Here is a 22,850-nt window from a genome sequence, read left to right as displayed (position 1 = left end):
GTTTGTATCACCCCCTGAACATGAACTCCTCAACAATAGCTGTTAACAAACCTATCAGCAACAAATCCAGCAACATATCCCAGATGGTATTCATCCGCAGCATTATACCGGTTATTTTTTGGGCACTGTTCTCGCTATCCTTCATCCAATCCTCCAGCCCCTTCAAATAATGAGGTAATTTCATCTTCAGGTTGATATTTGACAGCAGTTCAATTGTTGGGTTCGATAGAAACATCAACAGAAAAACCAATACCAAAAGCGCCCAATGAAAGTTTATACCGGGTTTGATGTAATCATGTTCATCATTTACAATAACCTTTGCAAAAAATACCGGCGCTACAAAGATGGGTAGTGTTGTTCCAACCAACTGTAACACCCATAACGAATTGTTTAAATGAGGTGTTGAAGGATTTAAACTGGCGATGTCCATAATCCCTTTAATGCCGAAAACACCAATAAGCGCAACGTTGCAGATCAGCAGCGTGCCAATAAATATTGCTCCAAAAATAAGTAGCTGAAGGGCAGGGTGCAATCGGTTTGCACCATTGTTCAGTTGTTTATAGGGTGTATTTATCATCCGGCTTAAAATACGTAAATTTGCAACGAAGATAATGTATGTCGGTACAAATTGGAAATATTGATTTAGGAGAGTTCCCGCTGCTTTTGGCGCCGATGGAGGACGTGAGCGATCCGCCTTTCCGTTTTGTTTGCAAGCAAAACGGGGCGGATATGATGTACACGGAGTTTATCTCATCCGAAGGGTTAATTCGTGATGCCGCCAAAAGCCGGCAAAAATTGGATATATTTGAGTATGAGCGCCCTATCGGCATCCAGATTTTTGGCAGCGATATCGACCATATGCGCGAGGCTACCGAAATAGCTACACTGGCCGGGCCCGACCTGATGGATATTAACTATGGCTGCCCTGTTAAACAGGTGGCATGCCGCGGCGCCGGTGCCAGTTTATTACAGGATATTGACAAAATGGTAGCCATGACCAAAGCCGTGGTGGAAGCAACCCATTTGCCGGTGACCGTAAAAACAAGGCTCGGTTGGGACGACAATACCAAAAATGTTGATGAAGTTGCCGAGCGATTGCAGGATGTGGGGATAAAAGCCCTCACTATTCATGGCCGCACCAGGGCGCAAATGTATAAAGGCGTTGCTGATTGGACAATGATTAGGGACATTAAAAAAAATCCGCGGATAAAAATTCCAATTTTTGGAAACGGGGATATCGATTCGCCCGAAAAGGCAGCTGCCTGGCGCATGGAATTTGGTGTTGACGGGATGATGATCGGCAGGGCGGCCATAGGCTATCCGTGGATCTTCAGGGAGATTAAACACTATTTTAAAACCGGCGAACACCTGGATAAACCCACCATTGCCGAGCGCATAGCTGCCTGTAGTACCCACCTGCAGAAATCAATAGAATGGAAAGGCCCAAAAACAGGCATTTTTGAGATGAGAAGGCACTATTCCAACTATTTTAAAGGGATTGAGCATTTTAAAGAATACCGCATGCAACTGGTTACCGCCGGTACGCTGGAGCAGGTTTCGGAGATCCTGGAAGGGATATCCCACGACCCCAGGTATGCTCCTTTAGCAGCGGAAAGTATTTAGGCTCAGGTCTTAAGTTCTTGAAAAATGGCTTATTGAATTGGCAAAATATAAAAACTTTAAAAATTTATATTCAAATGGCTTGATTTTTGACTTGATAGTATATATTTGAAAAATTGAAATGCTAACAATGGTTACTACAATTACAGACGGTGTCAAAGTTTCCGTAGAAACAATCTATCAGCCAGAATATTCTAACCCGGCAAACGACCATTTTATGTTTGCTTATAAAGTAACCATTGAAAACATGGGCACTTACGCGGTAAGGTTAATTTCAAGGCACTGGTATATTTTTGACTCGAACGGAGCAAAAAGAGAAGTAGAAGGCGAAGGTGTTGTTGGCCAGCAACCGGTAATTGAACCCGGCCACTCGCATGAATATGTTTCGGGCTGTAATTTAAAAACAGATATGGGCAGCATGAAAGGCGAGTACCAGATGTCGCGCCTGGTTGATAGCTCACTTTTCAACGTACAGATACCGGAATTTTACCTGGTTGCACCTTACCGGATGAACTAACGACAAAGAAAATTTGCAGATAAAATAAAAACCCCGGTTTGCTGAAAGCCGGGGTTTTCTATTTAAAAAAAATGCACGTTATATTAACGTTCTTTCTGTTTTTGTGGCTGCTGTTTTGGTTGCGGCCTTGCGCGCTGCGGCTGCACCCTTTGTGGTTGTACACGTGGCTGCTGTACGCGGGGTTGAGGTTGCCCTGGCGTACCGTTATTTTGCGGTTTAACGGCATTTGGCTGGTTGGCAGGCCGGTTCGGGTTATTAATGTTAGTCCTGTTTGGTTGATTTGCAGGCCTGTTCGGATTGCCGGCGTTTGGCCGGTCGGGGTTATTTTGGTTAGGATTTGCATTCGGGTTGCCCAATTTTGAATTGGTGGCAACCTGTCCGCGCTCGTTCATCGGTTTGCCGCCAACTTTATCCATAACAGCCGCTGTTGGATGCCCGCCGTTTACTTTTGCAAACTGGCTTTTATCCTGACTGGCGTGCTGCTGGTGAGCCAATTGTTCTGCTGTTGGCTGAACGTGCTGCTCGTGCATTGCCGCAACTTCTTCGGGCCTCGGCCTTGCCTGGATCCCACCGGGGCCATTAAAACTGGTATGGTTATTTACGGTAATATTGTTAATAACCGTGCGGTCAACATAAGTGTTATGTATCACTGTAGTGTTTACATTAACAACGGCTGTATTGTAGCGGAAACGTCCGCCTTCCCAGTTGCCGCCATAAAAACCAACGCCTCCATAGCCGAAACCATAGTTAATGCCTCCATAAAAACCTACGTGCGGACCCCAGTAGCCGGCATGGAAACCGTAAAAGCCGCCTTCGTAACCCCAGTAGGCTGGTGTCCATAAATAACCGGGTGTTGGTGGGGCTACCCACACGCCGGGCACCCAATAATAACCGTCTGCATCATCGTAAGCCCAATAACCAGGCTGCCATAAATAACCTTCCACAGGGCAGGCAGGCTGTACATATACAGGCAATTCAGGTGGCGCAATCCTAACGGATATACCAATGCTCACCTGGGCATTTGCCGCTGATGCTGTAAAGAGCACCACGCAAATTAAAAGGATTAGTTTTTCAATCTTTTTCATTTTTTTAGCTTTTTCAGGGTATTAAATATGCTGTCTATGGTAAGACAATAATCATCCAATAAAGTTTAAATATTTTGTAAAAACGTTATGATAAACCTTGCACATAACAGCTTGGTTTGCACCAGAATACGCACGTTAGACAGGATGAAAATACAATGGCCCTTATGCTGCCAGGCACAGGGCCACTATATTTAATTTTATAAAAAAGCTAATTTATTACCTTACGCCCGGTCTTTGCCGGTTAGGGCGTTGTTGTGCCGGCCTTTGCTGCAATTGAGCGCGTTGCTGCATACGTTGCTGCTGCATATTCTGGCGCTGCTGCATCCGCTGCGCCTGCATATTCTGCCGTTGCTGCATGCGTTGCTGCTGCAATTGAGCACGTTGCTGTACCCTTTGTTGCTGTGCCTGGCGTTGTTCGGTAACCCTCTGGCGCTGCAGCTGCATATTTTGACGTTGTGCCAGTCGTTGTTCAGTAGCGTGTGCCCGCAATGCCTGGTTGGCATGCTGACGTTCTGCAACCCTGTTTTCGGTAGCACGCTGACGCTGCGCCCGCATATTCTCATTTGCCCGCTGTCGCTGTATGGTTGCGGCGGCCGCTATGCGGCCACGTTGATTATAGGCATTTCCGTGTACCCTGTTCATGGCAACGGCTGTGGGGTGGCCATGATTTACGTTCGCAAATTGCGCCCTGTTTTGTCTCGCAGCCTGCTGGTGTGCTATTTGGTTGGCTGTTGCCTGTATATGGCGTTCGCGCATGGCTGCTTCTTCAAACCTGGTTGGCCTTGCGTTTGCACCACCGGGGCCATTAAAGCTATAATGATTGTAGGTGTTGTTACGGATTACCGTACGATCGATATAGGTATTATGAATAAACGTACGGTTTACACGCCAAACGGCAGTATTATACATAAACCGGTTACCTTCCCACCGGCCTCCGTAAAAACCGAAACCACCATACCCAAAACCATAATTAATGCCGCCGTAAAAACCTACATGCAGGCCCCAATAACCGGGATGGAAACCATAAACGCCCGCTGCAAATCCCCAGTAAGGAGGGGTCCACAGGTAGCCGGGGTTTGGCGGAGCTACCCACACGCCAGGTACCCAATAATAACCGTCGCCGGGATCGTAGGCCCAATAACCGGGTTGCCATATATAGCCCTCAACCGGGCAGGCCGGTTGTTCGTAAACCGGTAAGGCTGGCGGCGCTATACCTGCGGATATGCCAATACCAACACTTACCTGTGCATATGTCTTTGGCACAGCAAAGGCTATTGCACTAACCAGTATCAATAATTTTGCTATCTTTTTCATGGTAATTTTATTTTGGTTAATAATTTATATGACAATTTTTTTAAAAAAATGTTTAATATAAAATTTCTAAAAAAGAAAAATATTTGCTCTGTACCTTATTTTAGATATGCCTGTAAAACAGTGTTAACGGGCTGTGCCCAGTGACTTAAATTCGAATATTTACAAAATGAGCACAAAAAAATCCCCGCCTGATTTAAGCGGGGATTAATACTATGAATTCAGAGCCAGTTATTATCTGCCTCCGTTAGGATGTTTTTCCGGCTGCGCAGGACGTTGCTGTTGCGCAGGTCTTTGCTGCTGCGCAGGACGTTGCTGTTGCGCAGGTCTTTGTTGCTGCGCAGGACGTTGCTGTTGCGCAGGTCTTTGTTGCTGAGCAGGACGTTGCTGTTGGTTAGCATTTTGGCGTTGCTGCACCTTTTGCTGCTGCACACGCTGTTGCTGCTGATTAGCATTCTGGCGTTGTTGCACCTTTTGCTGCTGCATACGCTGTTGCTGCTGATTAGCATTCTGGCGTTGTTGCACCTTTTGCTGCTGCATACGTTGTTGCTGCTGATTAGCATTTTGGCGTTGCTGCACTTTTTGCTGCTGCATGCGCTGCTGCTGCTGATTAGCATTCTGGCGTTGTTGCACTTTTTGCTGCTGCATACGCTGCTGCGTTGCCTGGCGCTGTTGATTGGCATTCTGGCGTTGGATTGCCGCCGCCTGGCCTCTTTCATTAAAAGCACGGCCGTTCACCCGGTCCATTGCTACGGCTCCGGGATGGCCATGGTTTATATTATTAAACTGGGCGCGGTTTTGCCTTGCAGCTTGTTGGAACTGCCTTTGCCTTGCAGTAGCCTGGATATGGCGTTCCCTCATTGCTGTTTCTTCAAAACGGTTTGGGCGCCTGTTTATACCACCCGGGCCATTAAAGCTGTAACGGTTGTTGTTGCGGACAAAAGTATTGTTGATATACGTATTGCGAATTACCGTACGGTTAATACGCCACGCTGCAGAATTGTACATAAATCTTCTGCCTTCCCAGCGGCCGCCGTAAAAGCCTTCGCCGCCATAACCGAAGCCATAGTTAATGCCACCGTAAAAACCTACATGCGGCCCCCAGTAGCCTAAATGAAAGCCATAAGAACCACCCTCAAACGCCCAATACGGCGGGGTCCATAAATAACCACGGGTTGGTGGGGCAACCCAAACACCCGGTACCCAGTAATAACCACCATCCGGATCATAGGCCCAATAACCGGGTTGCCATAAGTACCCATCCGACGGGCATTCAGGTTGTTCATAAACCGGTATTTCAGGCGGAGCGATATTTGCTGAAATACCGATACCTATGCTTACCTGTGCATGTGTGGCTGGCATAAAGAACGCCATACCACATATGAGCATAATTATTTTTTGAATATTTTTCATGTTTTTATATATTATGTATGTAAGAGACAAATAATTATCAGTAAAGTTTAAAATATATTTTTGAGGGTTGCTGCCAGGTGCGCATATTTAATCACTTTGGATATTAAGTATCTTTCCTTTTCAGCTCTCCGTTAAGCTTTTTTTGAGCCGAATCGATCTTTTTAAATTGTTTTTCGTGATTTTTTATTTGTTTCTCCTGTAACCGCATCCGGGCTTTCCGGCCTTTAACAATTTTAGGTTTAGGCTGATTTTTGATGTTGTGAACGGTATCCCGTTTTGGTTTTACCGGATGAACCTGCGGAATTGCCAATACGCTTACATACATAACTGAAAGCAACGCGATGATAAAAGTTGTTTTTTTCATGCTGGATTGGTTTGTAAAACAACCGGAAATAGGCCGTTATCGTAAGTACAATATAAAAATACGAATAGGGTAAGGCGCCTGAAATGATATCAGGCACATTCATAAAATTATTCTTAAACAAAAATCCCCTGCCTGCATAAGCAAACAGGGGAGATAAATGTTTCTCAGTTTGTAATAATATTTTTATTATCATCAGTTTCTCCTGTTGAAGAGAAATGATGCGTAATATAATAACGTAGCCAAAGCACTAAGGGCGGCAACTACGTAAGTCATGGCGGCCCACCAAAGGGCATCTTTGGCCTGTGTATGTTCCTGGCTGGTTTGCATTACACTATAATTGTTGTTTAGCCAGGCAATAGCCCGGTTGCTTGCATCAAACTCTACCGGCAGGGTAATAAAGCTGAATGTGGTAACCAATGCAAGCGCGGCAACCCCGATAGCCAGCACAAAAGGATTATGCATAAAAAATAACAGCATCACCCCAATAAATAATGTCCATTGCGTTAAGGTTGAGGCCACATTAATAACAGGTACCATTGCGGTGCGCAGGCTTAACCAGGTGTAAGCCTTTGCATGCTGCACCGCATGCCCGCATTCGTGGGCAGCAACGGCTGCCGACGCCACGCTCCTGCTGTAAAATACGTCAGGGCTAAGGTTTACTGTTTTATCTCCGGGGTTATAGTGATCTGTCAGCTGCCCTTCAACCGAAATTACCTTTACATCATAAATACCGTGATCGCGCAGCATGCGCTCCGCCACCTCCCGGCCCGAAAGCCCGGACGACAAAGGCATTTGCGCGTATTGATTAAATTTACTTTTAAACCGCCATTGCACTATAAAACTCACTATCGCGATGACGATCATTAATAACCATGCTGATCCCATATCTATCTGTCTTTAATAATTTAATTAAACTGTTTTTATTATTTTTATTTCAATTTCTAAAGCCCGGAAACATCAGCTGAAATAATATTTCAATACTTTTGACACCTGACTTTCAGTTATATTACACCATAAATCAAAAAGTATTCCGTAAAACACCACATCCATTGGAAACAAACACATTTTCGTATTGGGAACGCACTGCATTTATTGATAATGCCGACATCATCGTCATCGGTAGTGGGATTGTGGGGCTAAGTGCGGCACTACATTTAAAAAAACAGCAACCCGCACTAAAGGTGCTGGTACTGGAGCGTGGCTTTTTACCCACCGGCGCAAGCACCAAAAACGCCGGTTTTGCTTGCTTTGGCTCTGTATCTGAGCAACTTGTACTGCTCGAAAAATCTACCGAAGACGAAGTTGCCCGCCTGGTGGGTTATAAATGGCGCGGGCTGCAGCGCTTGCGGGAAAACCTGGGCGATGAGGCCATTGATTACCAGCAGCATGGCGGGTATGAAATATTTATGGATGACGACAAGGAAAAGGCGGAGCATTGCCTCGACCAGATGGACAGGCTGAATAATTTATTTAAAGACGCCATCGGGCATAGCGACATTTATGCAGCTGCGAATGACAAAATAACAGCTTTTGGTTTTAAAGGGATTTGCCGGATGATTTATAACCCTTACGAAGGACAACTGCATACCGGTAAAATGATGCGGACCTTATTAAAAAAAGTATATGACCTTGGCGTGATCGTTTTAAATAATTGCGAAATCAGGGAAATTAACAATGAGGGCAATTCCGTCAGCCTGAAAACGTCGCAGGGAGATTTTAAAGCCGGGAAAGTGATACTGGCAACCAATGCGTTTGCCAACCAGCTGTTTCCCGAATTGAAAGTTATTCCCGGCAGGGGGCAGGTTTTGATCACCCGGCCGATTGAAGGCTTAAAGCTAAAAGGCACCTATCATTTTGATGAAGGCTATTATTATTTTAGAAATATTGATGGCCGGGTATTGTTTGGCGGCGGGCGCAACCTTGATTATAAGGCCGAAGAAACCTGGGATTTCGGCCATACCGAAACGGTGAAAAACAAACTGGTAAATTACCTGGAAGAAGTGATATTGCCCGGGCAGGATTTTGAAGTAGATTACTGGTGGAGTGGTATTATGGGTTTTGGCGAAGACATCAGTCCGATAGTGAAACAGGTTGAACCTAATATTTTTTGCGCGGTTAGATGTAACGGAATGGGCGTGGCGATGGGTAGTTTGGTGGGGGAGGAAGTAGCGGAACTGGCGCTGGCTTAGGGCCCATTTATTTCGGAATTCGGAATTTCGATGTCGGATTTAACAGGGGAGAATTTTAATAACCAATATAAAATCGTAGTTTCGGGTATGTTGAATGAAAAAGAAAAATTAAATATCGATGATATTATAGCGTCACTGCAAAGTTTAGACAATAACGAGCGGGCGAGGCTTCAAAGCGCCTTGTTCCACCTTCAGAACGACCTGGACCTGAAAGAGGCGATCAGCGAAGGCCTGGACGACATCAAAAATGGCCGCGTAAGTTCTCATGAGGCTGTTATGAAGGAAATCAAAGAGAGCTATAGTTAATAGAATTTCGGATATCGCCTGCCAGCCGCAGGCAGGGAATTTCGACCCGATAGCTATCGGGTTCGGATTTATATTTTAGCGTTCCGGGGGTAAAAGTCCTTTGAACGACTAAAGTTGAATATTCACCGGAACAGGTAAAAATCATTTTATCATCAATATTCCAGCTTACGCTCTTCTATTTGTGCGATTTGATAACTTTGTACATATGCCTGTTTCCCAAAATATTAAAGTAGCTGTTGACGCCGTAGTATTTGGCTATACTTCGAAAGAGGGCCTGTCGGTACTTTTGATCAAACGGGATATCGAACCCTTTAAAGATATGTGGGCGCTCCCCGGCGGGCTGGTGGGTGATGAGGAGTCATTGGAAGACGCCGTACACCGCGAATTGAAGGAAGAGACCGGCATCAGCATAACATATCTTGAACAGTTATACAGCTTTGGCAAACCCGGGCGCGACCCCCGTAACCGGGTCATCTCCATTACCTATTACGGCCTGGTAAAACCCGATGCCTTTGAAGTTTGTGCCGATACCGATGCCGGTGATGCCGCCTGGTTCAATATCAAAAATTTGCCGCTACTTGCGTTTGATCACCCCGAGATCATTGAAACCGCATGGAAGCGGCTGCAAAGCAAGATCCTGTACGAGCCAATAGGCTTTGAGCTGCTGGATGAAAAGTTTCCATTCTCCGAACTTGAAAAACTCTATGTAGCGGTACTTGACAGACCTATAGACCGCCGGAATTTTAAAAAGAAAATAACCCAGTTTGGCTTTTTGGATGAAACCGATGAGAAGCAAACTCTTGGTGGTGCCGGCCGGCCGGGTAACCTATACCGCTTTAATGTTAAAAAATATTTCCGCCTGAAAAAGGCAGGTATCAACTTCGAGATCTAAAAAAAGTAAAAAATAATTTGCGTATTATAAACGCACATCTATATTTGTGTATAATTAACACAAATTGATCATGAAAACAGGCGTCATCATTGCCAGGTTCCAGACACCATACCTGCACGACGGGCATAAACAGCTCATCAGCCAGGTAGAAGAAAACCACACCAAGCTGGTTATATTACTGGGCGTTAGTCCGCTATTGGGCAGCCGCAAAAATCCTTATGATTATTACACCCGCGAGAAAATGATCAAAAAGGATTATCCGGAAGTGATCGTTTTACCGGTAAGCGATAACCCGAGCGATAAGGTATGGTCGGACAGCATCGACAGTTTGTTAAAAAGCGTATTCCCGGGCGAGCAATTTTGTTTATATGGCAGTCGCGATAGCTTTATACCCTCCTACTCGGGCCGCTTTGAGACCATTGAATTACCCGAACACGGCGACTATAACGCTACCGAGCTGCGCAAACAATATGCCGATAAGGTTTTTGATTCAAACGATTTCAGGGCGGGGATTCTATATGCCTATTACAACCAGTACACCAAAGTTTATCCAACGGTTGACATCGCCCTGTTCCGCAACAACAAAACAGAATTACTGCTGGGCAAAAAGGCCATCAATAACAAATGGCGCTTCATAGGCGGCTTTGCCGACCCGGAAGATGAGAGTTATGAAACCGCTGCTAAACGCGAATTAAGCGAAGAATGCGGCGAAATGGAAACCACCGGTATGGGCTACGAAACGTCGGCAAAGATAAACGACTGGCGTTACCGCAGCGAGGCCGATAAAATTATAACCCTGCTGTTTAGCTGCGAGTATATTGACGGCGCACCACTGGCACAGGATGACATTGCCGAATTGAGCTGGATAAAATTAGCTGATGTTCCGCAACTGATGGCTGACGGCCAAACCAGCGACGAGCACGCAGGGCTATTTAACCATATCATTAAAAAATATTTAAACCTTTAACATTATGAAACGCGAAAATTTGATCCTTTTGGCTGATGCCTACAAATACGCACACCATAAATTATACTATCCCGGCACCACACAGATCTTTAGTTACCTGGAGAGCCGCGGCGGGATGTTTGATGAAACGGTATTTTTTGGCCTGCAATATTTTTTAAAAGAGTACCTGCAGGGCCCCGCCTTTACCCAACAGGACCTGGACGAAGCCGAAGGTTTTTTACTGCAGGTATTTGGCCGCGATGACGTGTTCGATAAATCCAAATTCCAGTACATCCTTGATAAATACGACGGGTACTTGCCGGTAAAAATAAGAGCTGTTGCCGAGGGTACCGCCGTGCCGGTAAGCAATGTATTAATGACCATTGAGAACACCGACCCCGAATGCTTTTGGCTCACCAACTTTTTGGAAACCCTGCTGATGCAGGTTTGGTACCCCTGCACCGTGGCCACGCTGAGCAACCAGATCAGGAAAGTAGTTACTGAATATTATAAAGAGACAGCCACCGAAGGCGCCGAAGCAGGGATTGACTTTGTGCTGAATGATTTTGGTTTTCGAGGGGTAAGCAGTGTGGAAAGTGCTAAAATTGGCGGGGCCGCACACCTGCTCAACTTTAGCGGGAGCGATAACCTGGCAGGATCAGGCATGGCTATTAAGTATTATAACGCCCAAAAGGTATATGGCCTCAGTATCCCGGCAACCGAACATAGTATTTGTACCCTGTTGGGTGAAGAGGGCGAACTGGAAGTGTTTAAGCACGTACTTAAAACCTTCCCGACAGGCGTTATTGCCTGCGTATCCGACAGCTACGATATTTTCAGGGCGTGCGAGGAATATTGGGGCGAAGACCTGAAGGACGAAATATTAAAACGTGATGGTACCCTGGTGATCCGCCCGGACAGCGGCGACCCGATCATGACGCTGATTAAAATATTTGAAATCTTGTTCAGCAAGTTTGGTTTTACCCTCAATAAAAAGGGCTACAAGGTGTTGCCCAAACAGGTGCGGGTAATACAGGGCGATGGGGTTAATTACGAGGAGATCAAAAAGATCTATGCTGCCTTAAAGGCAAACCGCATCAGTGCCGAAAACCTGGTGCTGGGCATGGGCGGCGCATTGTTGCAAAAGGTGGACCGGGACACCCAAAAGTTTGCCCTCAAATGCAGCAGTGCGGTTATCAACGGGAAGGAAGTAAAGGTAGAAAAAAGCCCGACCGAAATGGACGGGCAGGGCAACATCACCCAAAGCTTTAAAAAGAGCAAGGGCGGCCGGCTGAAATTAATAAAGCTAAACGGTACATTTAAAACCGTAAACCAGGACGAATACCCCGGCTATACCGATGAACTGCAGACCGTATTTGAGAACGGCAAATTGCTGAATGAAATGACTTTTGAACAGGTGAAAGCCAATATCAGCCTTTAATATTATCCCGCATGAAAAAAGTACTGCTCCATATAAAGAATTGCCCTGCAATTTGAAGTAATCCTGAAGATAGTGAGAAGTCCGGCCGCTCGCGGGCTAAAAAAAGCACTCATTTTCCTTCATTTCTGTCACCGAATGCTATGACCCATAGGGTCTGCCCCTTTGTAGAAAAAAAGGATAAAGGTTAATTGCCGCGTAGCGGCTACCCTTATTTGGTAGCCAGGTAATTAAAGCATTACAAAACGGGTTCAAATTATCAAATCTTCCTTAGTTTGTTTCCCGACGTGTTTTTTTGTGAATTATCGCGGGGCGACGGGTAACCTCCACGAGGCAATTTTATGGATTTTAATATTAGCTACAAATGGGTTATCCCTGACGGGATATAAATTAGCGGGTCCATAAAGCGCCTCCTCATATTATTTCATCGCTTCCCGCACCGTTTAAAACAACTCAACCAGCCGTTCCAAAGCCATGCCCCTTGATCCTTTTACCAGGATGGTGGAGTTTTTTATAGGATTTGCTTTCAAAGCTGCAACAGCATCTTCAGCGGTATCGAAAAACACATTTTTGTCCATGGTCCATGGTCCATGGTCCATGGTCGCTCCCGCAAGGGCAAATTCTTTACCGATAAAAATACGTTGATCAACCGGTGTTTCCATCGCTTTTTGAATGATGGCGGTGTGTTCAGCTGCGGCTTCATCACCAAGTTCAAACATATCACCCAGTATCAACACTTTCCGGTCGGCCTTAATTTTGCCGATATTTTCAATAGCCACCTGCATGCTGCTGGGGTTGGCGTTATAATAATCGCAAATCAGGGTATTAGTGGCCGTTTGCATAATTTGCGAGCGGTTGTTTTTGGGCTGATAATCCTCAACGCCTTTATTGATCTCCTCATCTGACAATTTAAAATATACGCCAATGCAGATAGCAGCCAAAATGTTATCGAGGTTATAAGCGCCCGTGAGCTGTGTTTTAACCAGGTTACTTTTACCGGTATGATTATTCGCCCATTTTAAAGTTAATAAAGGGGAGTTTTCGATTATTTCTCCATTAACCAAATTGTTTGCGCTGCTTTTTCCATAATAAACTACGTTTTGCAATCCGCGCAACTGCTCCATTTCTATTAAGTCCGGATTATCCCTATTAATAAAAGCGATCCCACTACCGTCTTGTTCTTCGGACTTCCGGACTTGCGGATTTTCGGACTTCTTCAAGAAATCATACAACTCACCCTTGCCTTTTTTTACCCCTTCAAAGCCGCCAAAGCCTTCCAGGTGTGCCTTGCCTACATTGGTAATGAGGCCGTGGCTGGGCTGCGCGATACCACAAAGGAATTCAATTTCCTTTTGGTGGTTGGCGCCCATTTCAATCACCGCCATTTCGTGCGAAGCATCAATCGTCAGGATGCTAAGCGGCACGCCGATATGGTTATTCAGGTTGCCTTGCGTGGCCTGTGTTTTAAAGTGCTGCGATAAAACCGAGTTGATCAGTTCCTTGGTGGTGGTTTTACCGTTGGTGCCCGTAAGCCCGATCACGGGGATCGTTAGCTGTCGGCGGTGGTGCCTTGCCAGATCCTGTAATGCCGTTAAAACATCATCCACCAGCAGGTATTTTTCATTAAGCTGATAAACCGGATTATCAATTATGGCATAGGCCGCCCCGGCTTCAATCGCCTTTTCAGCAAAAGTATTGGCATCAAATTTTTCGCCTTTTAAAGCAAAGAACAAGCTGCCTGGCAATATTTTCCGGGTATCGGTAATGATCAGCGGGTGCTGAAGAAAAAGCGTATAAAGTTGTTCTGTATTTGTCATAGCCCTCTCTATATTGCGTAGCACTTATGAGTGCCTAAGCCAAACAATAATAATACGAATAATCTCCCCCGGTAGGGGAGACTTTGATTTTCTATTATATTAAATTTTAAAGCCCTCCCTACCGGGGAGGGTTGGGAGGGGCCTACATCATCCCCACCTTCCTCATCCAGGCTATTACGGCCCTTATTTCGCCATAACTGTATTCTTCCCCTAAAACCTCTTTTAGCGGAGATAGTTTTTCGGCGCCGTAACTTTCAACAACATCCTGTATTTTTTTCTGCTTTTCTTCGTTTACCAGGGTTGATAATTCCAAAGCGCCGGTGTAAATATAATAACTTAAGTGGCCTTCAATTGTGGTAGTTGCCAATCCCCGTTCGGCGGCAATCTCGGGGATGGTTTTGCCTGCTTTATGCAAAGTAAAAGTATGGAAAGCGGTATCAGCCGGTTTACTGCTTCTTTCGGACCGTTCGGTTTTTGTTTTCCGCTCCCGTTTGGTTGTTTTTTGTTTTATTTTAGAGGTTAAACCTTTCCGTGCGCAAAAGTCTTTTACGGGCAGTAAAAATTCGCGGCCGTACCTGGCCAGTTTTACATCTCCAAAGCCCGAAATCAGTCGCAGCTCATCCAGGCTTTGGGGCAGATAAGTGGCAATCTCCACCAAAGTAGCATCCGACAGGATAATATACGCGGGCACGTTTTCATGCAGGGCAATGTCCCGGCGGATATTTTTTAATTCGGTTAACAGTTCCGCCTCAAACGGTAATGTGGCTTCCGCATGCTGATGCTCCTCAACAGTTTGCGATTCAATCAGCATCACCTTTTCCAGCCCTTTTAGCACCGCATCACTTTTGGGCGTAAGTTTTAATACCGGGTAGGCATCATCCGAAACATACAAATAGCCCATCCCGGTAAGCTCGCGGATATAGCGCAGCCAGTCGGTTTTGCTGATATCGGCGCCGATGCCGTAGGTTTTCAGGGCTTTATGTTCTTCCCTTATTTTTTCATTTTTTGAGCCGCGCAAAAAGTCGATCACATAGGTATAGCCAAACCGCTCCTTTAACCTGGCCACAGCCGACAAGGCTTTTTGGGCGATGAGCGTGCCGTCGAATTTTTTAAACTCGGTTAAACAATAATCACAGGAGCCGCAGTTTGGCGGAGAATCTTCTTCAAAATACTTTAACAGAAATTGCCTGCGGCAAGCCTGCAGCTGGCAATAACGCACCATATCATTCAGCTTGTTCAGCATTACCTGGCTTTGTTCGGGGTTATCGGCAATCATGGCAAACTGTTTCAGCTTTATGGCGTCGCCGGGAGAATACAGCAGCATCGCTTCCGACGGCAACCCGTCGCGCCCTGCACGGCCGGTTTCCTGGTAATAGCCCTCAATGTTTTTGGGCATATCCATATGTACCACGTAACGTACGTTTGATTTATTGATACCCATACCAAAGGCGATGGTGGCCACAATGATCTTCACATCGTCCCGTAAAAACGCTTCCTGGGTTTTTGCTTTCAGCGCATTGTCCAGTCCGGCATGGTAAGCCGCGGCTGCAAAACCTTCGGCCGTTAAATCAGCGGCCAATGATTCTGTCGATTTACGCGACAAGCAATAAATGATGCCCGACTCTTCTTTTCGTTCATCCAAAAAAGCAAGCAGCTGGTTAAAGCTTTTTCGTTTGGGCACCACCCTATAGGTAATATTTTCGCGGTTAAAGGAGGATATAAATACGGCAGGGTCCTTCAGGTTTAACTTTTCAAGGATATCCTTTTTGGTGAGTTTATCGGCGGTTGCTGTTAGCGCAATGACCGGGATGTTCGGAAATTCCAGCTTTAAACCAGCCAGCGCCAGGTATTCAGGCCTGAAATCGTGCCCCCAGTGCGAAATGCAATGTGCCTCATCAATGGCGATGAGCGAAACAGGCAAAGTTTTTAAAAACCCCATCATTTTGCTCTCGTTGCCAAACAAACGTTCGGGAGCGAGGTAAAGCAGTTTGATTTGGTTGTTACGGAGCTTGGTGGTGAGCTGTACCTGTTCTTCGGGGTTTTGGCTTGAATTGAAGAATGCTGCGGGTATTCCGTTCACATTCAGGCTGTCCACCTGGTCCTTCATCAGGGCAATCAGGGGGGATATTACTATTGTCAGCCCCTCCAGCATAACCGCCGGCAACTGGTAGCACAATGACTTACCGCCACCCGTAGGCATCAGCGCCAGCACATCTTTTTTGTTTAAAACATGGTTAATAATGGCGCCTTGTTCATGCCTGAAGGCGCTGTAGCCGAAATATTTTTGAAGCGCCTGTACAGGTTCCATAGTTTAGATGTGAAGATATGCAAAGGTGCGGAAAAATTTTGTCCGAACTAATATTTTTAGGATTTTAGGATAGATGAAAGTTTCAAAGCTATGTGCCTGTTTACTCTGATGGATGCTTATCCTAACATTGCAGCCATTAGGTATGAGTATGGAACAGGTGGGTAATATTATATTGTCTTTTCATCCAAATCATCCAAAAAATCTGTTTCATCCCGGTTCAGACAAATTATTTTTTTAAATTAGCCTTCATATACTGACCCCATGAACAGAAAGCTGACCTGCCTTTTTTTTACCTTTTTTATTGCTGTTTCAACAGCCTTTTCCCAGGAGATCCGTTCGCCGGAACGGTTTTTAGGATATAAATTGGGCGAGCAATATACGCCGCATTACCGCATTATTGAATATTTCAAATACATAGCGCAGGTATCAAAAAACGTAAAGCTGGTACAATATGGCAGTACCAATGAGGGCAGGCCGCTGATGGCGATGTTTGTTGCCTCGGATGAAAACATAGGCAGGCTGGAGGAAATCCGGAAGAACAACCTTCATTTGGCTGGTTTAACAGAAGTTGAGGCAACGAGCGGTAGCTTTGGAAAAATTGGAAATTTAAATACCAGTACCGTTATTGAAAAAACGGTTAGTGCCAGCGCAAGTGCAGATGAAATTGCTGCTGCCACCGTTAAAACTCCTGTTATCTGCTGGTTAAGTTATAATGTACATGGCAACGAACCTGCTTCGAGCGAAACATCTATGCAGGTATTGTTTGATTTGGTTGATCCGGCCAATTCGCAAACAAAAGCCTGGTTAAAAAATACAGTGGTTGTTATCGACCCCTGCTTAAACCCCGACGGCCGCGACAGGTATGTTCATTTTTATAATTCAGTACGGGATGTATTGCCCAATGCCAGCCCTTCGGCCCGCGAGCATTCGGAACCCTGGCCGCAGGGAAGAATAAACCACTATTACTTCGACCTGAACCGCGACTGGGCGTGGCAAACCCAAAAGGAATCGCAGGCCAGGGTGGCGCTGTTTAACCAATGGCTCCCGCAGATCCACGTGGATTACCACGAACAGGGCTATAATGCGCCTTATTATTTCGCGCCGGCTGCCGAGCCTTTTCATAAGGTGATCACCCAATGGCAGCGCGATTTTCAAATCGTTATCGGTAAAAATAATGCGAAATATTTCGACCAGAATGGATGGCTATATTTTACGCGGCAGGAGTTCGACCTGTTGTATCCATCATATGGTGATACCTATCCCATTTATAGCGGCTCGATAGGGATGACTTATGAGCAGGGCGGGATTGGCGCCGGGCTTGCTATTGTTACCCGTTCAGGCGATACCTTAACCCTTGCCGACAGGATTGCCCACCACCATTCTACCAGTATCAGCACAATCGAAACCGCTTCGGCAAACGCTCAAAAACTAGTGGAAGAATTTAAAAAGTTTTATGATAAAAGCCGAAGTAACCCGCCGGGCGAATACAAAACATATGTGATTCAAAATGACAACAGCGGCAAGGTCAACGCGCTGACCACCTTACTTACCCGTAATAAAATTGAATATGGTTTTGGCCTGAAAGGGACGGTGACCGGGTACGACTATGTGACCGGTAAAACGGAAAGCTATAGCCCCGGCCCGAATGACCTGGTGATCAATGCGTATCAATCAAAATCTGTTTTGCTGAATGTGTTGTTTGAACCCCGGACTTTTGTTACAGACTCAAATACCTATGATATCACCGCGTGGTCGCTGCCGTTTGCTTACGGTTTAACAGCCTATGGCGTAAAAGAATCCTTAAAGCCGTCCTCTTTAACCATGTATTCGCCTAAAGCTGAAGCGGTGGCTAACCCCAGGGCCTATGCATATGTATCGGCCTGGCAGTCGGTGGAGGATGTCAAATTCCTGGCTGCGCTGTTAAAAAAAGGAATTAAGGTACGCTATTCAGAAAAACCATTTGAAGCAGGGGGTAAAAAGTTTGCAGCGGGTTCACTGCTGATTACAAGAGCAGGTAATGACCGGGCCGATTTTGATGGTGATGTTATGCAAATAGCTGGCAGCCTTAACCACGAACTGGTGCCTTTAACGTCTGGTTTTGTGGATAAGGGTCATGATTTCGGTTCGGATGTGGTGCATTATATCCGGCCACCGCACGTGATGCTGATCGCAGGTGAAGGCGTATCCGCCGAGGCTATGGGCGAAGTGTGGCATTTATTTGAGCAGCAAATAGGATACCCGATCACACTTGTTAAGTATGAGGACCTGAAACGCGCCCGGTTACAGGATTTTGATGTAGCCATTTTTGCTGACGGCGAGTATGAAGATTTCCCGTCGGAAAGGTTGCAGGGCTGGATTCGCGATGGCGGCAAACTGATTGTGATGCAAAATGCAGTGGCTGAACTTGCAGACAAAAAAGGTTTCGACCTGAAAAAGAAGGAGGATAAAAAAGACGGGAATAAAGATGATAAAACTGAGGATAAAGCCAAAATACCAAATTTAGGCTTATATGCCAACCGCGACCTGGACGCCATTCGCGCAACGGTACCGGGGGCGATTTACAAGATCAACCTCGATAATACTCACCCCCTTGGCTTCGGCTTGCAATCGTACTATTATTCGCTAAAACTGAGCGATGATATTTATGATTACCTGGGCGAAAACGACTGGAATGTGGGCACTGTTAAAAAAGACGGGTACATTTCCGGATTTGTCGGCCAAAAAAGTAAGGATAAAATTAAGGATGGGATGCTGATTGGCGTGCAGCCCATGGGCCGCGGCAATGTGATCTACATGGTTGACGATCCGATCTTCCGCAGCTTTTGGGAGAACGGGAAATTGCTGTTCAGCAATGCCGTCTTTATGGTAGGACAGTAAACCGGCGGGCAGTTAGCTGGTTTAAGCGTAATGGTTAACTGTTTAAGTTCAGGATGTAAACAGAATCTTTTTTTAAACTTGATGCACAAAACCCGGCTTTGACTTACCGCAAACAACTTTTTTACCTTATAACAGTTTCAATAGTAATAAAAATATTCAGTGCCTGCACGCAGGAGTTGAGTAACGTGGAAGCCTATTACCGTGCGCTGGCAACGCAGTTGCAATGGAACTATTTTGACCACCCGCCGATAGTTGCCTGGCTGATCCGCTTAACAACCGTTAATTTATTGCTTCATGGCGAGGTTTTTGTGCGGCTTGGGGCAATTCTTTCTTCCTCCATTTGTATATGGCTGATGTTTAAGATCGGCGCTGCCCTTTACAGCGCCAGGGCGGGCTGGTTTGCCGCATTGCTGTATGCTGCGTCAATTTATTCGGGGATGAGCGTAGCTGCCTTTATTTTGCCCGACAGCCCTCAAATGGTATTCTGGCTGGCTTCAATTTATATGCTCATTAAAATTGTCCGCCTGGCCCCCGGTGAATCACAGTATGGCCGGCAATGGCTGCTATTTGGCTTGTTTGCTGGTTTATCCATCATGTGTAAAGTACATGGTGTGCTCTTATGGCTTGGGGCGGTGATGTATTTATTGTTTTACAACCGCATCGCATTTAAAAATAAATATGTTTTTATGGCGATGGGAATTACACTCATCATCATATCGCCCATTATCATCTGGAATATTCAGCACGATTTTATAAGCTACCGGTTTCATAGCAGCCGGGTAACTATGGCAGGGGCGCCCGTTGACATGGTTCGTTTTCTTAAGCAATTCAGTGCAATAGTTTTTTCAACAGGCCCTATCCCTTTTGTACTCCTTTGCACCGGTATTTATGCGGTCGCCAGGGGCAAACTGTTGGTAGGGAAAAATGAATTAAGGATACTGTTGCTGTGCAGCCTGCCATTGATCATTATCGTCCTGCTGATCAGTTTGTTCAATGAGGTATTGCCCCACTGGCCGGGGCCTGCACTGAGCACCCTGTTGCTTTTGCCGGCTGTTCAGTTGGCCCTTAAGCCGGAACATGGCAAAAGGAAGACCCCCTGGGTTTTAAAGTTGAGCGTTGCTTATTTTATGCTCATTGCATTGCTTGGAACTTTAAGCATTAACTATTTCCCGGGTACGCTATCGGCAGAAAAACAGGGCATGAAAATGGGTGCTGACGACGCCACATTGGATATGTACGGATGGAGGCAGGCCGGAATGAAATTTGATTCGCTTCGCCGGGTGGATATCGAAACAAAAATGATGACAGCGCAGGCGCCCATAGTTATCGCCGATTGGATCACCGCAGCGCATATTGATTACTATATATGCGAACCGGCAGGTATAGCAACCTGGGGTTTGGGCGATGCTTACAGCTTGCACCAGTACTTTTGGATGAATGATCATAAAAGGCCATTGCTCAAAGGCGAAAATGCTTATTTCATCATTCCTTCCAATTTATTTTCCTACAAAAATTTCAATGAAGTAACGGGTAATTTTAAAGACTATAACTTCGCGCTCATTTTTCCGGAATACCGTGCCGGAATGATCTGCAAAGAATACTACATTATAAGGTTAAATGGGTACAAAGGCAACAAACCGCCCCTTACCGGTAACAAGGCAGCGTTTTTGCCGGGTTTAAAGCGAGCCGCCTTCAACAATAATCGATTCGGTTTTTAGTTCCTGTACCTGTGTGCTTCCGGCAAGACAGCCCAGCATACGAGAGAAGGCCAGTTTTGCCAATTTAAAACCGCTGGTCTCCACGTAAGTGATCTGCGGGAAGTAGAAGGTTGGAATCTGCCCTTCACTGATCGCTAAAATACCGATGTCGGCGGGGGGGCGTAAGCCAACGGTTTGAACAGCCCGCATTACCCCGATCAGTATTTCATCGCTCATGCAAAATATAACATCAGGTTGCTGCGGCAGCGCTAACTGTTCCATGGTGTAATGGTACGCACCGGCTGATGAGTTGGTGTGATAAATATCCGGGCGGGCATCATAATTGTGCAGGCTGAATGTATCCTTAAAAGCATCAAGCCTTTTTTGGGTTATGGAGAGTTGTTCGTTACCAAAAATAGCCAGGATGCCTTTTTTCTTTTTGAGGATCAGGGTTTCTGCCGATAAGCGTGCCGCTGATATATCATCCACGCAAACTTTGTTGCAGAAGCCGGAAGCTGGCACCTTGTCGAAAAAAACAACCGGGATATGGCTCTCCGCCAGTTTTAAAAAATGACTGATGTCTGTTGTTTTTTGAGTGATGGATACAAATATGCCGGCTACCCGGTTTTGTTTGCATCGTTTTACACATTCCAGTTCGGTTTGCGGGTCGTCGCCCGATTGCAGGATAATGAGCGAATAACTGTTCAACCTTGCCTCTTTTTCCAGCGAACTGATAAAAGACTGGTAAAAATCATTGGCAATAGAGGGGATAATCACCGCAAATTCCCTGCTGAAATTATTGCGCAGGTTAACTGCATAGGTATTTGGCTCATAATCAAGTATTAGGGCCAGTTCTTTAACGCGGTTTTTGGTTTCGGCAGATATGTCTTCATGGTCCTTCAGTGCCCGTGAAACCGTAGAGATGCTCAGGTTGAGCAGATCGGCAAGCTTTTTCAACGTAACTTCGGACATCGTATAAAATAATTGGTGAATAAAAGTAGCTATTTTTTCAATTAAGCCCTTCGCCCGGTTGTTTTGGGTAACGCTGATCTTAAATTTCAAAGCTGTTTCTACCGCTTTTTGATCGGGTACCAGGCTTAAAATAAACGGGGGCACCCGGTTATTTTTCAACCGCAAACATTACCGCAAACGTTTGCGGTGCCGTTTTGGCGGATTACTGCTTCAGGTGCGATAAAACTGTCGGTTTTAAAACATAATTTTATATCAGGATACCAATTGAACCAGGCCGGCTACACCGGTATAAAAAAATTAATGTGCTTTTGGAAGGATTGTTAATAGTGATAATTGCAACAGTATGACAGTGTTACTTTTTTTGCGGCTGCTTTATTTATGGCATTTACAGCGGTTTTATTTTTTCAATTAAGTAAATCAAGAGTTTTAGCTGCTGATGTACTTCAAAAAAATGACATGCTTGAACAGCAAAACACCGGCCTGGCTGAAAATGCGCGCATGGCTGAAGCATATATCGCCAGCCTGGTATGTGTAATATCAGCATACCTGCTTAAAATGGAAAAGATCAAACGCAGCGTGGAGCGCAAGGTGATGGTAAAAAAATATAATGAAATAGGTTTGTCCTTCAACGATATCAACATCCGCAAGGAGCGTGAAACTTTTTTTAGCAAGTTTGATGCTGCTTTTTTAAAGATCTTCCCTACATTCCTGTCAGAATTTAATGCAATGCTACATCCTGAGGACCAGATCTGGCCAAAGGAAAACCAGCCGCTGCCCACCGACCTCAGGATTTTTGCGCTGGTACGCCTTGGCATTGCTGATTGCGAAACGATTGCCGGGATCCTGGAATACAGTGAACGCACCATTTACGTGTATAAAATGAGGATCAAAGCCAAATCGAAAGTGCCCGCTAACCAGTTTGACCATAATATCCTGGCCATTAATACCGCCTGTTTTGAACGGCCCGTTTATAGCCGGTCAGCATAAAGAGCCACATATGTAAACCTTGAAACAGGTCCGGCGGTGTATAAAACATCACCGGCCTTTTTCGTTTTTAGCCATGCCTGTCCCCATTTACTTTACGGTTGGATAATTGGG

19 protein-coding genes are annotated in these 22,850 nt (G+C 45.5%); 10 read left to right on the top strand and 9 right to left on the bottom strand.

Translation table 11 applies throughout. From position 1 onward, the window contains the following. Positions 1-7: 7 nt before the first annotated feature. Complete coding sequence (locus MgSA37_RS25260; protein WP_096356214.1) at positions 8-577, bottom strand: hypothetical protein; 570 nt, start codon at positions 575-577, stop codon at positions 8-10. A 38-nt stretch (positions 578-615) separates the two neighbouring features. On the opposite strand from MgSA37_RS25260, the gene dusB reads away from it, so the two are divergent. Both dusB and apaG read left to right on the top strand, forming a co-directional pair. Continuing rightward, positions 616-1,623 (top strand): tRNA dihydrouridine synthase DusB, encoded by a 1,008-nt coding sequence (gene dusB, locus MgSA37_RS25255; RefSeq protein ID WP_096356212.1) that lies wholly within the window; start codon positions 616-618, stop codon positions 1,621-1,623. A 127-nt stretch (positions 1,624-1,750) separates the two neighbouring features. Continuing rightward, positions 1,751-2,137, top strand: coding sequence for a Co2+/Mg2+ efflux protein ApaG (apaG, locus tag MgSA37_RS25250; protein ID WP_096356210.1), 387 nt, complete (start codon positions 1,751-1,753; stop codon positions 2,135-2,137). Positions 2,138-2,220: 83 nt separating this feature from the next. Here the strand turns inward: apaG and MgSA37_RS25245 are convergent, their stop codons facing one another. The 5 genes from MgSA37_RS25245 to MgSA37_RS25225 form a co-directional block, all read right to left on the bottom strand. Next, positions 2,221-3,222: a YXWGXW repeat-containing protein gene (locus tag MgSA37_RS25245; protein ID WP_096356208.1), complete on the bottom strand. Its 1,002-nt coding sequence runs from the start codon at positions 3,220-3,222 to the stop codon at positions 2,221-2,223. Between the two features lie 216 nt (positions 3,223-3,438). Then, positions 3,439-4,536: a YXWGXW repeat-containing protein gene (locus tag MgSA37_RS28435; protein WP_157750734.1), complete on the bottom strand. Its 1,098-nt coding sequence runs from the start codon at positions 4,534-4,536 to the stop codon at positions 3,439-3,441. 231 nt (positions 4,537-4,767) lie between these two features. Beyond that, positions 4,768-5,946 carry a YXWGXW repeat-containing protein gene (locus tag MgSA37_RS28900; protein WP_197706042.1) on the bottom strand — a complete coding sequence of 393 codons (1,179 nt, stop codon included), beginning with the start codon at positions 5,944-5,946 and terminating at the stop codon, positions 4,768-4,770. Positions 5,947-6,049: 103 nt separating this feature from the next. Continuing rightward, the gene (locus MgSA37_RS25230) at positions 6,050-6,310 is read right to left on the bottom strand and encodes a hypothetical protein (RefSeq protein WP_096356206.1); all 261 of its coding nucleotides are present in this window, start codon (positions 6,308-6,310) and stop codon (positions 6,050-6,052) included. 192 nt (positions 6,311-6,502) lie between these two features. Next, the gene (locus tag MgSA37_RS25225) at positions 6,503-7,195 is read right to left on the bottom strand and encodes a zinc metallopeptidase (protein WP_096356204.1); all 693 of its coding nucleotides are present in this window, start codon (positions 7,193-7,195) and stop codon (positions 6,503-6,505) included. A 164-nt stretch (positions 7,196-7,359) separates the two neighbouring features. Here MgSA37_RS25225 and MgSA37_RS25220 point away from each other — a divergent pair, with 164 nt between their 5' ends. From MgSA37_RS25220 to MgSA37_RS25200, 5 genes are all read left to right on the top strand, one after another. Further along, positions 7,360-8,499, top strand: coding sequence for an NAD(P)/FAD-dependent oxidoreductase (locus MgSA37_RS25220; protein ID WP_096357736.1), 1,140 nt, complete (start codon positions 7,360-7,362; stop codon positions 8,497-8,499). A gap of 30 nt (positions 8,500-8,529) precedes the next feature. After that, positions 8,530-8,805 (top strand): hypothetical protein, encoded by a 276-nt coding sequence (locus MgSA37_RS25215; RefSeq protein WP_096356202.1) that lies wholly within the window; start codon positions 8,530-8,532, stop codon positions 8,803-8,805. Between the two features lie 205 nt (positions 8,806-9,010). Beyond that, entirely contained in the window at positions 9,011-9,697 is a 687-nt protein-coding gene (locus MgSA37_RS25210; RefSeq protein WP_096356200.1) for an NUDIX hydrolase, read from the top strand. Positions 9,698-9,767: 70 nt separating this feature from the next. Beyond that, positions 9,768-10,664, top strand: coding sequence for an NUDIX domain-containing protein (locus MgSA37_RS25205; protein WP_096356198.1), 897 nt, complete (start codon positions 9,768-9,770; stop codon positions 10,662-10,664). Between the two features lie 4 nt (positions 10,665-10,668). Further along, a complete protein-coding gene (locus MgSA37_RS25200) occupies positions 10,669-12,084 on the top strand; it encodes a nicotinate phosphoribosyltransferase (protein ID WP_096356197.1) in 1,416 nt (471 codons plus the stop codon). A gap of 440 nt (positions 12,085-12,524) precedes the next feature. Here MgSA37_RS25200 and MgSA37_RS25195 read toward each other — a convergent pair whose 3' ends face one another. Further along, positions 12,525-13,898, bottom strand: coding sequence for a UDP-N-acetylmuramoyl-tripeptide--D-alanyl-D-alanine ligase (locus MgSA37_RS25195; protein ID WP_096356195.1), 1,374 nt, complete (start codon positions 13,896-13,898; stop codon positions 12,525-12,527). A 142-nt stretch (positions 13,899-14,040) separates the two neighbouring features. Further along, positions 14,041-16,206, bottom strand: coding sequence for a DNA helicase RecQ (gene recQ, locus MgSA37_RS25190; RefSeq protein ID WP_096356193.1), 2,166 nt, complete (start codon positions 16,204-16,206; stop codon positions 14,041-14,043). Between the two features lie 261 nt (positions 16,207-16,467). On the opposite strand from recQ, the gene MgSA37_RS25185 reads away from it, so the two are divergent. Continuing rightward, positions 16,468-19,083: a M14 family metallopeptidase gene (locus tag MgSA37_RS25185; protein ID WP_096356191.1), complete on the top strand. Its 2,616-nt coding sequence runs from the start codon at positions 16,468-16,470 to the stop codon at positions 19,081-19,083. A 98-nt stretch (positions 19,084-19,181) separates the two neighbouring features. After that, positions 19,182-20,801 (top strand): glycosyltransferase family 39 protein, encoded by a 1,620-nt coding sequence (locus tag MgSA37_RS25180; RefSeq protein ID WP_096356189.1) that lies wholly within the window; start codon positions 19,182-19,184, stop codon positions 20,799-20,801. Here the strand turns inward: MgSA37_RS25180 and MgSA37_RS25175 are convergent. Further along, the gene (locus MgSA37_RS25175) at positions 20,760-21,911 is read right to left on the bottom strand and encodes a LacI family DNA-binding transcriptional regulator (protein WP_096356187.1); all 1,152 of its coding nucleotides are present in this window, start codon (positions 21,909-21,911) and stop codon (positions 20,760-20,762) included. The two genes, MgSA37_RS25180 and MgSA37_RS25175, sit on opposite strands and share 42 nt — an antisense overlap. Before the next feature lie 174 nt (positions 21,912-22,085). Between MgSA37_RS25175 and MgSA37_RS25170 the strand changes: the two genes are divergently transcribed. Next, positions 22,086-22,739, top strand: coding sequence for a DUF6377 domain-containing protein (locus MgSA37_RS25170; RefSeq protein WP_096356185.1), 654 nt, complete (start codon positions 22,086-22,088; stop codon positions 22,737-22,739). Positions 22,740-22,850 lie beyond the last annotated feature (111 nt).

Source organism: Mucilaginibacter gotjawali (genome assembly GCF_002355435.1).
GTDB lineage: Bacteria > Bacteroidota > Bacteroidia > Sphingobacteriales > Sphingobacteriaceae > Mucilaginibacter > Mucilaginibacter gotjawali.
Note: the sequence above shows the minus strand (reverse complement) of the source record. Positions and strands in the feature narration are given on the sequence as shown.

Bases quoted from the DNA above. Each gene is read 5' to 3' on its own strand.
- MgSA37_RS25185 (WP_096356191.1), top strand. From the start codon at position 16,468: ATGAACAGAAAGCTGACCTGCCTTTTTTTTACCTTTTTTATTGCTGTT.
- MgSA37_RS25245 (WP_096356208.1), bottom strand. From the start codon at position 3,222: ATGAAAAAGATTGAAAAACTAATCCTTTTAATTTGCGTGGTGCTCTTT.
- MgSA37_RS25215 (WP_096356202.1), top strand. From the start codon at position 8,530: ATGTCGGATTTAACAGGGGAGAATTTTAATAACCAATATAAAATCGTA.
- MgSA37_RS25210 (WP_096356200.1), top strand. From the start codon at position 9,011: ATGCCTGTTTCCCAAAATATTAAAGTAGCTGTTGACGCCGTAGTATTT.
- MgSA37_RS28435 (WP_157750734.1), bottom strand. From the start codon at position 4,536: ATGAAAAAGATAGCAAAATTATTGATACTGGTTAGTGCAATAGCCTTT.
- MgSA37_RS25195 (WP_096356195.1), bottom strand. From the start codon at position 13,898: ATGACAAATACAGAACAACTTTATACGCTTTTTCTTCAGCACCCGCTG.
- MgSA37_RS28900 (WP_197706042.1), bottom strand. From the start codon at position 5,946: ATGAAAAATATTCAAAAAATAATTATGCTCATATGTGGTATGGCGTTC.
- dusB (WP_096356212.1), top strand. From the start codon at position 616: ATGTCGGTACAAATTGGAAATATTGATTTAGGAGAGTTCCCGCTGCTT.
- MgSA37_RS25205 (WP_096356198.1), top strand. From the start codon at position 9,768: ATGAAAACAGGCGTCATCATTGCCAGGTTCCAGACACCATACCTGCAC.
- recQ (WP_096356193.1), bottom strand. From the start codon at position 16,206: ATGGAACCTGTACAGGCGCTTCAAAAATATTTCGGCTACAGCGCCTTC.
- MgSA37_RS25230 (WP_096356206.1), bottom strand. From the start codon at position 6,310: ATGAAAAAAACAACTTTTATCATCGCGTTGCTTTCAGTTATGTATGTA.
- MgSA37_RS25200 (WP_096356197.1), top strand. From the start codon at position 10,669: ATGAAACGCGAAAATTTGATCCTTTTGGCTGATGCCTACAAATACGCA.
- apaG (WP_096356210.1), top strand. From the start codon at position 1,751: ATGGTTACTACAATTACAGACGGTGTCAAAGTTTCCGTAGAAACAATC.
- MgSA37_RS25260 (WP_096356214.1), bottom strand. From the start codon at position 577: ATGATAAATACACCCTATAAACAACTGAACAATGGTGCAAACCGATTG.
- MgSA37_RS25225 (WP_096356204.1), bottom strand. From the start codon at position 7,195: ATGGGATCAGCATGGTTATTAATGATCGTCATCGCGATAGTGAGTTTT.